General features: G+C 73.7%; 15 protein-coding genes and 1 pseudogene. 3 read left to right on the top strand and 13 right to left on the bottom strand.

The genetic code is table 11. The annotated features are described in order from the left end of the window. Window positions 1–13 precede the first annotated feature (13 nt). From ACZ6ZR_RS25685 to ACZ6ZR_RS25665, 5 genes are all read right to left on the bottom strand, one after another. Complete coding sequence (locus tag ACZ6ZR_RS25685; RefSeq protein ID WP_465646043.1) at window positions 14–232, bottom strand: hypothetical protein; 219 nt, start codon at window positions 230–232, stop codon at window positions 14–16. After that, the gene (locus ACZ6ZR_RS25680) at window positions 229–636 is read right to left on the bottom strand and encodes a hypothetical protein (protein ID WP_465646041.1); all 408 of its coding nucleotides are present in this window, start codon (window positions 634–636) and stop codon (window positions 229–231) included. The genes ACZ6ZR_RS25685 and ACZ6ZR_RS25680 overlap by 4 nt, the downstream gene beginning before the upstream one ends. A gap of 120 nt (window positions 637–756) precedes the next feature. Next, window positions 757–2211 carry a sensor histidine kinase gene (locus ACZ6ZR_RS25675; RefSeq protein ID WP_465646040.1) on the bottom strand — a complete coding sequence of 485 codons (1455 nt, stop codon included), beginning with the start codon at window positions 2209–2211 and terminating at the stop codon, window positions 757–759. Next, complete coding sequence (locus ACZ6ZR_RS25670; protein WP_465646038.1) at window positions 2208–2906, bottom strand: response regulator transcription factor; 699 nt, start codon at window positions 2904–2906, stop codon at window positions 2208–2210. Before ACZ6ZR_RS25670 ends, ACZ6ZR_RS25675 begins: the two co-directional genes overlap by 4 nt. Before the next feature lie 87 nt (window positions 2907–2993). Continuing rightward, window positions 2994–3593: a hypothetical protein gene (locus ACZ6ZR_RS25665; RefSeq protein WP_465646036.1), complete on the bottom strand. Its 600-nt coding sequence runs from the start codon at window positions 3591–3593 to the stop codon at window positions 2994–2996. A gap of 191 nt (window positions 3594–3784) precedes the next feature. On the opposite strand from ACZ6ZR_RS25665, the gene ACZ6ZR_RS25660 reads away from it, so the two are divergent. Together ACZ6ZR_RS25660 and ACZ6ZR_RS25655 are read left to right on the top strand one after the other, a co-directional pair. Continuing rightward, entirely contained in the window at window positions 3785–4252 is a 468-nt protein-coding gene (locus tag ACZ6ZR_RS25660) for a hypothetical protein (RefSeq protein ID WP_465646034.1), read from the top strand. A gap of 50 nt (window positions 4253–4302) precedes the next feature. Continuing rightward, the gene (locus ACZ6ZR_RS25655) at window positions 4303–5259 is read left to right on the top strand and encodes a protein kinase family protein (RefSeq protein ID WP_465646032.1); all 957 of its coding nucleotides are present in this window, start codon (window positions 4303–4305) and stop codon (window positions 5257–5259) included. Window positions 5260–5275: 16 nt separating this feature from the next. Here the strand turns inward: ACZ6ZR_RS25655 and ACZ6ZR_RS25650 are convergent, their stop codons facing one another. From ACZ6ZR_RS25650 to ACZ6ZR_RS25640, 3 genes and pseudogenes are all read right to left on the bottom strand, one after another. Beyond that, on the bottom strand, window positions 5276–5551 hold the full coding sequence (locus ACZ6ZR_RS25650) for a hypothetical protein (RefSeq protein ID WP_465646030.1): 276 nt from the start codon (window positions 5549–5551) through the stop codon (window positions 5276–5278). 142 nt (window positions 5552–5693) lie between these two features. Further along, window positions 5694–5903 (bottom strand): annotated as a pseudogene (locus tag ACZ6ZR_RS25645) (hypothetical protein); the annotation flags it as partial. A gap of 101 nt (window positions 5904–6004) precedes the next feature. After that, window positions 6005–7060, bottom strand: coding sequence for a FecCD family ABC transporter permease (locus tag ACZ6ZR_RS25640; RefSeq protein ID WP_465646028.1), 1056 nt, complete (start codon window positions 7058–7060; stop codon window positions 6005–6007). A gap of 149 nt (window positions 7061–7209) precedes the next feature. On the opposite strand from ACZ6ZR_RS25640, the gene ACZ6ZR_RS25635 reads away from it, so the two are divergent. Next, window positions 7210–7971, top strand: coding sequence for a transposase (locus tag ACZ6ZR_RS25635; protein ID WP_465646026.1), 762 nt, complete (start codon window positions 7210–7212; stop codon window positions 7969–7971). On the opposite strand, the gene ACZ6ZR_RS25630 is transcribed toward ACZ6ZR_RS25635, so the two are convergent. The 5 genes from ACZ6ZR_RS25630 to ACZ6ZR_RS25610 form a co-directional block, all read right to left on the bottom strand. Beyond that, window positions 7931–8995 carry a FecCD family ABC transporter permease gene (locus ACZ6ZR_RS25630; protein WP_465646024.1) on the bottom strand — a complete coding sequence of 355 codons (1065 nt, stop codon included), beginning with the start codon at window positions 8993–8995 and terminating at the stop codon, window positions 7931–7933. The genes ACZ6ZR_RS25635 and ACZ6ZR_RS25630 overlap by 41 nt on opposite strands. Before the next feature lie 124 nt (window positions 8996–9119). Further along, window positions 9120–10007, bottom strand: coding sequence for a siderophore-interacting protein (locus tag ACZ6ZR_RS25625; RefSeq protein ID WP_465646022.1), 888 nt, complete (start codon window positions 10005–10007; stop codon window positions 9120–9122). Between the two features lie 22 nt (window positions 10008–10029). Beyond that, on the bottom strand, window positions 10030–11745 hold the full coding sequence (locus tag ACZ6ZR_RS25620) for an ABC transporter ATP-binding protein (protein WP_465646020.1): 1716 nt from the start codon (window positions 11743–11745) through the stop codon (window positions 10030–10032). Beyond that, window positions 11738–13507 (bottom strand): ABC transporter ATP-binding protein, encoded by a 1770-nt coding sequence (locus ACZ6ZR_RS25615; RefSeq protein WP_465646018.1) that lies wholly within the window; start codon window positions 13505–13507, stop codon window positions 11738–11740. The genes ACZ6ZR_RS25620 and ACZ6ZR_RS25615 overlap by 8 nt, the downstream gene beginning before the upstream one ends. A gap of 80 nt (window positions 13508–13587) precedes the next feature. Beyond that, a complete protein-coding gene (locus ACZ6ZR_RS25610; protein WP_465646016.1) occupies window positions 13588–13812 on the bottom strand; it encodes an MbtH family protein in 225 nt (74 codons plus the stop codon). Window positions 13813–13840: the final 28 nt, after the last annotated feature.

Here is a 13840-nt window from a genome sequence, read left to right as displayed (position 1 = left end):
TCGCCGGTCGGTCTCAGTTGTCCTGGGTGCTGTCCGCGTCGGCCTCGGCAGCCGCGCTCTCGGCCGCGTCGAGCTTCTGCTGCATGTCCTGCACCTGGGCGCCGCCGGCGCCCGCCGACTGTCCCGGCCGGTCGTCGGCGCCGTGGTGCGAGGCCGTCGGGCCGCAAGCGCCCAGGGTCAGCGCCGCCACGATCACCAGGGTGAGCACGGCGGCGGTGTGACGGCCGGTCACTTGCCCTGCGCCGGAGCACCGGCCTGGCCGGCGCACCAGGTGGCCACCGCCTTGAGGTCGTTCTGCCGGGTCTGCAGGGTGGGCACCATGCTCTTGCGGTGCGTCAGACGGTCGTTCAGCAGGGTGTGGATCTCGGTGTGGCCGGCGGACTGGGCGTTCGCCACCCGCTGCTCCAGCCGGGCCACCGAGCCGGCGACGGTCGCGTCGCCGTTGAGCCGGTTCAGTGCGGCGGCCACGTGCTCCTGGGTCTTCGGGAGCCGCTTGCAGATCGCCTTCGCCCCGTCGCCGGTCGGGGCCTTGGTGGGCTTGGACTCCGCCTGCGCGGGCGCGCCGGCGAGCAGGGTGCCCGCCAGGGCGAGCGCTCCGGCGAGAGCGGCGGCGACGGCCTTGCGGTTGCTGGGCATGGCTGGATCTCCTTCGGTCACGGTGACGACTGGGCCCCGGTCCCCGGTCACGGGTTCCGGACGGGCAGGAAGCTAGCGCGGATTCTTGTGGATTCCTTGTGGGCGCGGGCCCTCGCGCGATCAGCGCTCCTGATCGGCCGTCAGCCAGTCCCGCCGGGACGGCAGCCGCGCCGGCACCGCGGACTCACCCGCACGCAGCAGTGGCAGCCGCACCTCGAAGCGGGTGCCCGCCTCCCCGGGCCCGGGCCCCGCGGTGACCGTCCCCCGGTGCAGCGCGGTCTGCTGCGCCACCAGGGTCAGGCCGAGGCCGGACCCTGGGCTGTCGGGCCGTCGGTGGAAGCGGGTGAAGACGGCCTGCCGCAGCGCCGGTTCGACACCGGGGCCGAGGTCGTCGACGGTGAGCACCGCGGACCCGCCGTCGGCCCGCAGCCGTACCGTGACGGTGCTCGGCTCACCGGACTGGTGCCCGTGCACCACGGCGTTCCCCACCAGGTTCGCGAGCAGGATCCGCAGGCCGCCCTCCCAGCCGAACACCAGGACCTGCGACGGGACGTCGGCGGTCAGCCGCACCTCGGGGTGACGGCGGCGGGTCTCCCCGACCGCGTCCTCGGCCAGCTCCGCGAGGTCCAGCGGGCCGAAGGCAGAGGCCTCCACCAGGTCGCCCTGGGCCAAGGTGCGCAGTGCGGTGAGGAGTTCCTCCAGGCGGCCGTGGTCCGTACGGAGGTCGCGGACGATCTCCGCGCGCTCGGCGGGCGGCAGGTCGGGATGGGCCGCGAGCACGTCGAGGTCGGTGCGCATGCTGGTCAGCGGGGTGCGCAGTTCGTGCGAGGCGGCGGAGGAGAACGACCGCGCGGTGTCCAGCGCTCGGGCGGTCCGGGCCGCCTGTTCGTCGTAACGGGCCAGCAGGGTGCCGATGGCGGTGGCGAGTTCGTCGACCTCGGCGATCCGGCTCCGGCCGGGGGCGAAGGCCGCGGCACCGGCCGCCGGGTCGAGCTCGACGGCCCGACGGCTGAGCCGGCGGATCGACAGGGTCGCCCGGCCGGCCAGGCCGAGGGCGAGCAGTCCGGAGACCGGCGCGGCCAGCAGGGTCACCAGCAGCACCCGGCGCCGGACCGCGGCGAGCTGAGGTCCGTCGGCCGCGGCCGGGGCGATCAGGGCCAGGGTGCCCGGCGCCGCACCGTCCACCTGGACGGTCAGCACCCGCCAGGCGCTCCCGTGTTCGCGGACGGTGACCGGGCCGCCGGGTCGGCTCGGCAGCCGCGCCGGATCAGCGGGGGACGGGCCGCCCGCCAGCACCACGGCACCGTCGGCGGCGGTCACCCGGACACCGGAGTCGAGCACGTCGCCGAGCACCTTGCGTCCCTGGTTCTGCTCCGCCTTGGGCCGTCCGTTGTGGTCGGCGGCGAGCAGCGCCCGGGCCGAGGGCAGCACGGCGGCGGCCCGGTCCCGCAGCCGGGCGTCCTGCTGGCCCCGCAGGTCCTTGTTGACCAGTCCGAGCAGCAGGACCCCGGCCCCGAGCACCAGCAGCGGCACCATCACCGCCACCGAGAGGGCGATCCGGGTGGAGAGCTTCACCGCCCGCCCTCCTCGGCGGGCAGCCGCAGGACGAACCCGACGCCCCGCACGGTGTGGATCAGGCGCGGGCGTCCGCCCTCCTCCAGCTTGCGGCGCAGGTAGCTGACGAAGGTGTCGACCGCGTCGGTGCGCACCTCGAAGTCGTAGCCCCAGACCCGCTCCAGCAGGGTGTCCCGGCTCAGCACGATGCCGGTGTTCCTGACCAGTTGCACCAGCAGCTCGAACTCCCGCCGGGTGAGGGTGATCTCGGCCGTGCCGTGGTGGACCCGTCGGGTCTCCTGGTCGATCGTCAGCGGTCCCGAGCGCAGGGTGGCCGACGGCGGCGCGGGCCGCCGCCGCAGCAGGGCCCGCAGCCTCAGCACCAGCTCCTCCAGGGCGAACGGCTTCACCAGGTAGTCGTCCGCACCGGCCTGCAGCCCGCTCACCCGGTCCGCGGTCTCGTCCAGTGCGGAGAGCATCAGCACGGGCGTCTCGTCACCCCGCCCGCGCAGCTCCCGGCACACCTCGGTCCCGGAGGGCCCGGGCATCGAGACGTCCAGCACCAGGGCATCGGCCGGCTCCCCCGCCAGCAGGGCGAACGCCTCGGGGCCGCTCCCGGCCGTCCGTACGGCGAAGCCGCTGAGCCGCAGCCCGCGCTCCAGCGAACGCCGGATCGCCGCGTCGTCGTCCACCACCAGGATCCGTCCGGCACTCATCGGCTCTCCTCCGCTCCCGTCGCGAGGCGGCCCACGCTCTCACGCCTTCCCTCACGACGGCAGCCCGGGGTGCGCGGCACGCCGCCGTCAGCGTCGGCCGACGGACCAACTCGCCGCCAGCTCGCCGTAGTCGGCGAAGCGGGGGCCGGGGACCGGCTGGTCGCACGGCCCGCCGTTCAGCCAGCAGATCCGGCGGGTCTCGCGCTCGGTGTCGAGCAGGCAGCACACCCCGCCGCTGGCGGCGGTGAGTCCCGTGAACACCTCACGGATCGTGCTGGACCGTTCGAACGCCAGGCTCATGCCCGTCGCCGCCGCCGTGAAGACCAGGCGCGCGTGGTCGGGGTGCCACCCGGACCCGAACCAGATCCTGAGGTAGATGTATCCGATCGCCAACCTGCCGTGCTGATCGCGCCGCCAGTCGTGGCTCGCCGCCAGCTCGCGCATCGCGTCGTCCTCGACTCCGAACATGATCGTGGTGTCGAGCTCCACCGTGCCGCTCTCGGAGCAGTCGACCGGGTCGCTCTTGAAACCCGAGGTGAACGGAACCACGACCTGCTCACCGCCGGGCAGCGTGACCGTGGTCGACGGCCGTCCGTCCCCGCTCGGTGCCAGGGCAGCCAGCTCGGCCAACGCGCGGCCGACGTTCTCCGTCGGCACGAACACCTCATAGCTGTAGTCGATCCCCATTCCGTCGTCTCCTCCCCATGGGTCCAGCCGCATCCTGCCACGGCACACCCGCACTGTCCTGGCCGTTTCCCCGGCCCGCCGGAGGTCGGCGACGACGCCGCTGACGGGCGATCGGCCGGCGCGGATAGGGTGATGCCCCGTCAGAGGCTCCGCTGCGGAGGAGCCGGTCGGCCGGGGGAACGAGGACACGCGTGACGGAGCAACGGACCGAGGAGGTGGACCTGCCGGTCACCTTCGACCGTCCCCTGAGTCTGTTCGCCTACATCATCGGGCACGGTCAACTCCTCTTCCGTGGCGAGCGGGACCTCGAGGCCGGGCACCGAACGACGGTGGAGCTCCTCTTCAAGGGCGTCAGCGCCCTCTCCGTCCACGACCACTACCGGACGCTGACCGTGCGACTCGCCTCACCGGCGGAGGAGCAGCGCCTGAGGGCCACCGACCCCCGCCCCTCGCGCGCCTCGCGGCGGGCCTTCCTCCTGGAGCCCGGGTCCGGTGGCAGCGGCCACGTCATAGCCGGCTCGATGCACTGGGCGGAGAGCTCCGCGCCGCCCGAGTACAGCAGCTTCCTCGCCCCGGAATACGAACTCCCGCAGCTTCGGTCCGGATCCGGCCGACCGCCGCGGCCCGCCGTCGTCCACACCGCCGGTCCACGCCGGTGAGGCCGCCGACGAACGGGGAGCGGTCCGCGCGTCTGGCCGCCTACGGAGCCGTGGGCACGGAACTCTCCCTCCTGAGCGACCACCGCCTCGGGCAGGTCGTGGCCTCCGCCACCGCGCTCGGGACGGGCATCGGCGGCAGGTCGGCGCAGCTGGACGTCGACGGCACGCGCGTGTTCGTCAAGAGGGTCTCGCTGACGGACCTCGAACTCCGCCCCGAGAACCTGCGGTCGACGGCGAACCTCTTCGGACTCCCGACGTACTACCAGTACGGAGTGGGTTCGGCCGGGTTCGGTGCCTGGCGGGAGCTCGCCGTCCACACCATGACCACGAACTGGGTCCTCACCGACGAGTACGCGGACTTCCCCCTCATGTACCACTGGCGCGTCCTGCCCGACTCCCCTCCCGAAGGGTTCACCGACGAGTTCGGGGGACTGGAGGGGGCGGTGGCGCACTGGGACGGATCATCCGCCGTCCGCGACCGGCTGGAGGCCCTCGGCCGGTCCTCGCACAGCCTGGTGCTCTTCCTGGAGCACGTGCCGCACACCCTCGCCGAATGGCTGACCGACGTTCAGGACGCCCTGGACGGCTCGGCCTTCCGCTGGGTGGAGGAAGCGCTGACGCGCGGGGCAGCCTTCATGAGCTCGCACGGACTCGTCCACTTCGACGCCCACTTCGGCAACGTCCTCACCGACGGCCACCGCCTCTACTTCGCCGACTTCGGGCTCGCCCTGAGCTCCCGCTTCGACCTCTCGGCGGAGGAGTCCGCCTTCCTCGCGGACCACCTCGCGTACGACCACGCCTACACCGCGAGCCACCTGCTCCGGTACCACCTGCACGACTGGACGGCCGACCGGCGACCTGACGACGTCCCACCCGAGATCACGGCCATCATCGACCGCCACACGCACGTCACCGCCGTCCTGAACACCTTCTTCCGCCGGCTGACCACCGAGACCAAACGGACGCCGTTCCCGGCCGCAGAGCTCCGGCAACAGCCCCCCGCATAAGGGCAGCCAACAGCCGCTAAGCGCCCGTCTCCTCGTCGACCGAGGCCCGGGCACGGCGGCGGCCCAGCACCGTGCATCCCACGGCCACCAGGCCGATGGCCACGACCCTGGCGGCCTGGTAGTAGCCGGCCGCCAGGTTCTCCGGGGTGCCGGGCAGCCGGAAGGTGACCCACACCGCCGCGACTCCCCCGACGACGACCAGCGCGACGGACCCCACCGTTCCGAACTCCGCCCACCAGGGTGCCAGGGCGTCAGCCCGCCCGTCGGTCTGCTCGACGTCCTTGTCAGCCATGGTCCGTGCTCCTGGGAGAGTGGTGTCGGTCGTGAGGAGAGACGCAGGCCCAGCCCGCACGGTTCAGCATGCCACCGGTCCCCGACGCCGTTGCCACCAGCGGCGGGGAACAACCGGGGCGGCGAGTGTGGTGAGGGCGGCGACGGGCCACCGCCTCGTCCGGGTCGACCTCCTCCCGCCTCCGCCACGGCGGCCCCCAGGGCTCCGGTTCCACCGCGAATGTGCCCGACCCCATGAGCACCGGGAGCTGGATCCCGTTCCCGTACTTCTGATGGGCATGAACCGGCAGCGCGACCGGGGAGAGCGGGATGGTCAGCTCGGCGCCACATCCCGCACACACGAAAACGAACAACTGTCCTCCGCGAAGAAAGCAGGGGGCATCGTCGCAGCTCCGCGGCGGACCGTCCACGTGTTTTGCCGGCCCGCAGGTCCTCCGATCCGCGTGACGCGGCGTCAGCGGCGGCGCCACTGACGGGCGATCAGCCAGATCAGATAGAGGCCGCCGACCACGCCGGTGAAGACGCCGACCGGGAGTTGGGTGGGGGCGAGCAGGCGTTGGGCGGCGAGGTCGCTGAGGGCCAGCAGGGTCGCGCCGAGGAGGGCGGAGGCGAGCAGGTTGGGACCGGTGGCGCGGGTGAGGCGGCGGACGGCCTGAGGGGCGATCAGGGCGACGAAGGGGATCGGGCCGGCGGCGGCCGTGGCGGCGGCGGCGAGGGCGACGCCGACCAGGATGACCCCCGCGCGGACGGGTTCGGCGCGGATGCCGAGGGCGGTGGCGGTGTCGTCGCCCATCTCCAGCAGGCGAAGCGAGCGGCCCAGCACCAGGGCGGCCGGGAGCAGCACGAGCAGGACCACGGCGAGCGGGCCGACGTGCTCCCAACCCCGGGCGTTGAGGCTGCCGGTGAGCCAGACGGCCGCGCTCTGGGCGTCGCTGAACGAGGCGCGGGCGATCAGGTAGGCGTTGAGCGAGGCGAGCAGCGAGCTGACCCCGATGCCTACCAGGATCAGCCGGTAGCTCTGGGCGCCGCCGCGCCGCGCCAGCAGGTAGACGACGGCCGAGGTGAGTAGGCCGCCGGTCACCGCTCCCCCGGCGACCGTCGCCGCGCTGCCGCCGATGACCAGGATCACCGCGAGCGCGCCCGTGGCCGAGCCGACCGTGAAGCCGATCACGTCGGGGCTGCCGAGCGGGTTGCGGGCCAGGGTCTGGAACAGCGAGCCGGCCAGGCCGAGAGCGGCACCGACCAGCAGCGCGGTCAGGACACGGGGCAGGCGCAGCTCGGTGACGACGTACCGCGTGCCGCGCGGACCGGAGCCGAGCAGCGCGTCCAGCACGCCGGAGACCGGCACCGGAAAGTCACCGACCGTCAGGGCCCAGACCCCGCAGCCCACCAGGGCGAGGGTCAGCAGCAGGCAGACGGCGACGGCGCGGGGGTGGAGGCGGAGCGAGCGGTCACCGAGGAGGCGGAGCGCACGGAGAGAAGGAACAGCCTCAAGGAATACGGGCTTCACCGAGTTTTCCTCCAGGGTGCCCCCTGCTTCAGCCGGGGGGAGGAAAGTCCCTCCACCCAAAGGGTGGGGGAGGATCCTTGACCCGGAGCCGTGAAGCGGCGGGGGTTTGGGCGTGAGCCGTTGTCAGTGGCTTCCGGTCGGTATGTCTTGTGCATCTTCGGTATTCCTATCGCGTCTATCCGACGGTGGGTCAGCGCGCTGCGTTGGCACGGACGTTCGGGTGCGCTCGGGTGGTGTACAACGACGCCCTCGCGGCGCGGAGGGACGCCCGGAAGAACGGACTGCCATATCCGAAGGGCACCGATTTTCAGAAGTTGGTGATCACCGCGGCGAAGAAGACCCCGGAGCGGGCGTGGCTCGCGTCGGTCGGTGTCGATCCGCTGATCCAGTCCCTGCGGGATCTGGACACCGCGTACCGGAACTTCCTCGACTCGCTGTCGGGCAAGCGTGCGGGGCGCCCAACGGGGTTGCCCCGGTTCAAGTCCCGTAAGGACAGCCGGCAGTCGCTGCGGTTCACCCGCAACGGGTTCCGCATCCGCGGCAACGGGAAGCTGAACCTGGCGAAGATCGGTGACGTCTGTTCCACCTGCGGCGCCCTGGACGGACCCAAGCCCCTCGCGGTGCGCGAGTGGACCTGCGGGGCGTGCGGTGTGCTGCACGATCGGGACCTCAATGCCGCTCGTAACATCCTGGCCGCCGGACAGGCGGACAGGCAGAACGCCTGCGGAGGGCCGGTAGGACCCGGCGCGGCAATCCCGCGCCAGGCACAGCCCGTCGAAACAGGAACCCACCGGAACGCCAACGGGATAGGGCGCAAGCCCTGTGCCGCAGGCGCGGCCGGAATCCCCGCGCCTCAGCGCGGGGAGGATGTCAAAGCTGGGCGATCCTCCGGCCCCGGACCAGGGCGATGAAGAGCGGGGCGCCGAGGAAGGCGGTGACGACGCCCACCTGGAGTTCGGCGGGGTGCAGGGCCAGGCGGCCGAGGATGTCGGCGCCGAGCAGCAGGACGGGGGCGAAGACGGCGGAGAGCAGCAGCGTCCACCGCTGGTCGGGCCCGGCGACGTGGCGGGCCAGGTGCGGGACGGCCAGGCCGACGAAGGCGATCGGGCCGACGGCGGCGGTGGCCGCGCCGCAGAGCAGGGTGACGGCGAGCAGGCTGAGCAGGCGGGTGCGGCCGGGGCGGGCGCCGAGGGCCTGGCCGGTCTCGTCGCCGAGGGCGAGGGCGTTGAGCGGGCGGGCCAGCGCCAGGCAGAGCAGGGCGCCGGCGGCCAGGAAGGGGAGGACCTGGCGGAGCACGGCGGCGTCCAGGCCGCCGAGGGTGCCGACCTGCCAGTAGCGGAAGCGGTCGAGGGTGAGCGGGTCGAGCAGGATCAGGCCGTTGACGAACGCGGTGAGCACCGCCGTGACGGCCGTCCCGGCGAGGGCCAGCCGGGCGGGGGTGGCGGAGGCCCGGCCGCCGGAGCCGAGCAACTGGACCACCAGGGCGGCGGTTCCGGCCCCGGCGAGGGCGAACCAGACGAAGGAGTGGAAGCCGCGCAGCCCGAACAGCGCCGTCCCGGCCGCGACGGCCGCCGCCGCGCCGCCGTTGACGCCGAGCAGGCCGGGGTCGGCGAGCGGGTTGCGGGTGACGGCCTGCATCAGGGTGCCGGCCAGGCCCAGCGCGGCACCGACCACGACGGCGAGCAGGGTGCGGGGGATCCGGGCGTGGTGGACCACGATCCAGTCCTCGTCGGTGGGCTGACGGTGCAGCAGCACGTCGACCACCCGCGCGGGCGGCACCCAGCGGGCGCCGACGGCGATCCCGGCCGGCACCAGGACGGCCAGCAGCGCCAGCCCGCCGAGCAGCCAGCCGACCTTCCGCCTGGTGCTCTGCCCCCGCCGGGCGGCCTCGGCCCGCCGGAGCGGGGTCGGGGCGGTGAGGATGTCGGTGCTCATGCGGGTCCTAGGAGGAGGTGGGACGGCGGGCTCGGACCGACCGCCAATTGGGGGGTGGGTGAAGGAGCGGCGTGGGGGCGCGTGCCCCGGCGTCGCGACGCCACCCCCCAATTGCCGGTCGGGCTCAGGCGTGCGGGTGTTCGTCGTCCTCGTGGTGGTCGTGGTTGGCGGTGCCGCGCTTCCAGTAGCCGTCCACGTCCACCTGCTGCTTCAGCAGGCCGCGCTCGCCCCGCAGGTGACGGCGGATCGGCTTGAGGGTGTTGGCCTCGCCGGCCACCCAGCAGTAGCCCATGCCCTCGGGGAGGACGGCGGCGCGGACGGCCCGCTCCAGCAGGTCGGTGGTGCCGGCCGGGGCGGTGCCGCGGTGGAGCCAGGTCATGGTGAGGTCGGTGGAGGTCTCGAAGACCTGCTCGTCCTCGGGGCCGGGGACCTCGGCGAAGGCCAGCACCTTCACCCCGGCGGGCAGCATCTCGATCCAGCGGGCGAGGGCCGGCAGCGCGGTCTCCTCGGCGGCGAGCAGGTACCAGTCGTGGACGAAGTCGATCACCTCGGAGCCGCGCGGCCCGAAGACGCCGAGCTTCATCCCGGGCTCGGCCGAGGCCGCCCAGGAGGACCCGACACCGGAGCCGTGCAGCACCATGTCGATGTCCAACTCCCGCTCCTCCCGCCGGTAGTGACGGATGGTGTAGTCGCGGGTGAGCGGCTCGGACCGGCCCTCGGGGGCGTCCACCCAGGTGTCCTCCACCACCACCGGCTCGACCGGGAGGGCAGCGCCGTCCTCCGCGAAGCAGAGCTTCACGTGGTCGGTCGGCTGCTGCTCGCAGAAGCCCTCCAGGGCCTCGCCGCCGAAGGTGACCCGCACCGTGCCCGGGGTGACCCGGAGCACCCGCTTCACCTCCAGGAGGCGGTACTTGAGCGGGTGCCGGACGATCCGCAGCCGGGGCGGGACGTTCGCGGCGGGCACGGTGGTGTCGGTGGTCATGGTCGGCCCGTTCAGCGCAGGAGTGAGCAAGTGAGCTTAGGCTAGCCTAACTTCATGCGGGAAGACCAGCCGAGGCCACGTCGGCCACCACGCGGCCGCCCGCCATCCGCACCACCCTCGGCAGCCGCGCGATGGTCTCCGGCCGGTGCGCGATCACGATCAGCGTGCAGTCCGCCCGCAGTTCGTCCAAGGCGTGCTCCAGCCGGGCCGCCGTCACCGGGTCGATGTCGGCCGTGGCCTCGTCCAGCACCAGCACCGCCGGGTCGGCCAGCACCGCCCGTACCAGGCCCAGGATCTGATGCTCCCCCGCCGAGAGGTTCCCACCGCGCTGGCCGACCTCGGCGTCCAGGCCGCCGGGCAGGTCCGCGATCCAGCCGGCCAGGCCCAGCCGCGCCACCGTCTCCTCGATCCGTGCCCGGGTCGGGGCGCCCTGCACCAGGGCGAGGTTCTCCGCCACGGTGCCGGTGACCATCCGGACCTCCTGCGGCACCAGCACCACCCGGCGCCGGAGTTCGGCCTCGGGCACCTCACCCAGGCCGGTGCCGCCGAAGCTCACCGTGCCGCCGTCCGGCCGGTAGAGGCCGCAGAGCAGCTTGGCGAGGGTGGTCTTGCCCGAGCCGGTCTCGCCGACCACCCCGGTCCGGCTGCCGGCCGGGAAGGACAGCGACACCGAGTGCAGGGTCTGCCGGTCGGAGCGGTAGTGGTAGTCCAGGGCGTCGCACCGCAGCTCCCCCTGCTCCGGCAGGGAGACCGCACCCGAGGGCCCCGAGGGCCCCGACGGCGCGGTGGCGTCCAGGAGTTCGAGCAGCCGGGCCAGACCGGTCTTCGCGCCCTGCACCTCGCCGACCAGCTGGGAGAGCTCGGTGAAGGAGTCGAAGAGGTTGCGGCTGGCGACCACGAAGACCACCACCGTGCCGATGCTCAGCGCGTCCTCGGTCACCATCCAGCCGCCGACCGCGAGCAGCACCACCATCGCCATGCCCTCGACCAGCGAGACCAGGTCGATCCGGTTCTCCACCAGCAGCGCCCACCGGGCGGCGGTCACGGCCTGGGCGTTCTCCCGGTCGAAGCGCCGCGTCCAGCCGGCCAGCCCGCGCGAGGTCTGCAGCGCCTCACGGGCCGTCAGGGTCTCGCTGAAGGTGGCCGCGACGGCCGCCTCCGCCCCCGCCTTTCCGCCGAAGGCGGCGCCCGCGTCGCGCTGGAACCAGCGCGTCACCAGCAGGGTGAGCGGCAGGAAGACGGCCAGCTGCACCAGCAGCATCAGCCAGGAGTACCCGAGCAGCAGGACCAGGGTGAAGAGCAGGGTGGCCCCGGAGGAGACCAGGTTGCGCAGGTGCAGCCGGACGAACGCGGCCAGCGCGGCCACCTCGCCGGTGGCCCGGCGCAGCAGCTCGCCGCTGCGGTGGGTCTCCAGGAAGCGCAGCGGGGCCACCGCCAGGTTCTCCACCGCCCGCTCGCGCAGCGTGCGGACCACCTGCTCGCCGGACTTGATGAGCAGCAGTTCCCCGGCCCGGGCCAGCGCCAGCTGCGCCACCGCGAGCACCACCAGCAGGGCGACGGCGGTGCCGAGCACCCGGCGGCCGCCGTCCAGCAGGGCGTCGGTGGCCAGGCCGATCAGCGGGGCGACGGCCACCAGCGCGGCCGAGTCGGCCAGGCCGACGCCGACCGCGACGCCCAGCTTGGTGCGGTGCGGACGCAGGTACGGGGCCGCGCGGCGCAGCACCTGCTTCTGGTCGGCCTCATCCTTGAGAACGGTCTGCTCAGCCACGGGCCACCTCCTCGGAACGGTCGTAGGCAGCAACGGAGTTGAGGGTGACCACCCGGTCGGCGGCCGCCAGCACCGCCGAGCGGTGGGTGCAGAAGACGAGGGTGCGGTCGGCCGCCCAGGCCTTCAGCCGCTCCAGGACCAGCCGCTCGGTGGCGGTGTCCAGGGCGGAGGTGGAGTCGTCGAGCAGCAGCACCCTCGGGTCGCCGAGCAGCGCCCGAGCGATGGCCAGGCGCTGGACCTGACCACCCGACAGGGCGGTGCCGCCCTCGCCGAGTTCGGTGGCGTAGCCGTCGGGCATGGCGGCCAGCTGCTCGTGGATGCCGGCCGTCCGGCAGGCCTCGACCAGGGCCTCCTCGGGCAGCTCGCGGCCGAGCCGCAGGTTGTCGGCCACGGTGCCGGAGAGCAGCACGGGGCGCTGGGCCACGTACGCGATCCGGGTGCGAACCTCGTCCAGGGCGGCCTCGCGCAGGTCGGTCCCCCCGTACCGGACGGAGCCGGTGGCCGGGTCGTCCAGGCGGACCAGCAGGCGCAGCAGGGTGGTCTTGCCGGAGCCGGTGGCGCCGTCGAGCGCGAGGAACTCGCCGTGCGGGACGGTGAGTTCGAGCGGGGCCAGGACGGTGCGGCCGTCCCGGACGGCGCTGACGCCGTCGAGCACCAGGGCGCCGGTGGCGGGCAGCGGGCGGGCGGTGCCGGGGGCGGGCTCGACCATGGTGGGGAGGATGGAGAGCGCCTCGTCGATCCGGGCGGCGGCCACGTCGGCCTGGCCGCGCTCCAGCAGCCGGTCGACCAGGACCCGGGTGGCCAGGGTGACGATGGCCATCCAGGAGGAGAAGGCGACCAGGCCGCCCACGGTCAGCGAGCCGTCCAGCACGGCGAGGCCGCCGATTCCGACGCCGGCCGCGACCGCGACCCGGGGGACGAAGGGGGCCACGGCGGCCCAGCTCGCCTCGATCCTGGCGGCGGTGACGGTGCGGGCGGTCACCTCGGTGCTGGCGGCGTGGTGACGGTCCACCAGGGGGCGGTGGCCGCCGGTGCCGCGCAGGCCGGTGCCGACCTGGAGCAGGTCGGCCACCGCGTCGGCGCGGTCGCCGTGCGCCTTGGCCAGCTCTCCGCTGGCGGCGGCGAAGCGCTGGGGGAAGTGGAGGTTCACCCAGACCAGGAACGGCAGGGTGGCCAGGGTGACCAGCAGCAGGCTCAGGTCGAGGGCGGCGAGCGCGGGGAGGACGACCACGAAGGTGGTGGCCAGCACCACCCAGATCGCCAGCCCGTGCACCCACTCGCGGACCAGGTCGGTGTCCCGGGTGGCCCGCATCGCCAGGTCGCCGTGGCCGCGGGAGGCGAGCGCGCCGCGGTCCAGGGCGGACAGGTGGCGCAGCAGGCGCGAGCGTAGGTCGGCGCCGACCTTGCAGTCGGCGTAGGCGGAGAGGAACTGCCAGCCGAACAGACCGGCGAACTGCACCAGCGTGGTGGCCAGGGTGGCCAGGCTCCAGAACAGCAGGGCGCCGCCGTCGTCCTTGGTGAGGCCGTCGTCGAGCGCGCGCTGGACGCACCAGGGCACGGCCAGCAGGGCGAGTTGGCGGATCGCCGCGGCCACCATCGCGGCGGCCACCAGGCCCCGGTGCGGGCGCAGCGCGCCGCGCAGCAGGGCGCGGGCCCGGCGGCGGCGCTCGGGCGAGAGCGCGGCGGGGTCCAGGTCCTCGTCGGCGAGGTCCTCGGCGGTCAGCCCGCCGGGGTCGGCCGGGGCGATCTGATCGGTGCTCAACTGGTGTCCGTCTGTTCGGGATCGGAAGCGGTACGGGGCGGGGGCGGTGAACCGTGGCTCACCGCCCCGGGCGCCGTGGCTCAGGCTGAGGTGGCCTCGGTCCGGGCGATCAGGCTGGCCGGACGCATGTCGGTCCAGTGGGCGTCCACGTAGTCGGTGCAGCCCTGGCGGCTGTCCTCGCCGTGGACGACGGTCCAGCCGGCCGGGACCTCGGCGAAGGCGGGCCAGAGCGAGTGCTGGTTCTCCGCGTTGACCAGCACGAAGTACTGGGCGGCGTCGTCCTCGAAGGGGTTGGTCGAGCTCATGATGTTCTCCTCTGGTGGGTGGAAAGGG

Source organism: Kitasatospora sp. NPDC088742 (assembly GCF_055584905.1).
The sequence above is the reverse complement of the archived record's forward strand: the minus strand, read 5'-3'. Positions and strand labels throughout refer to the sequence as shown.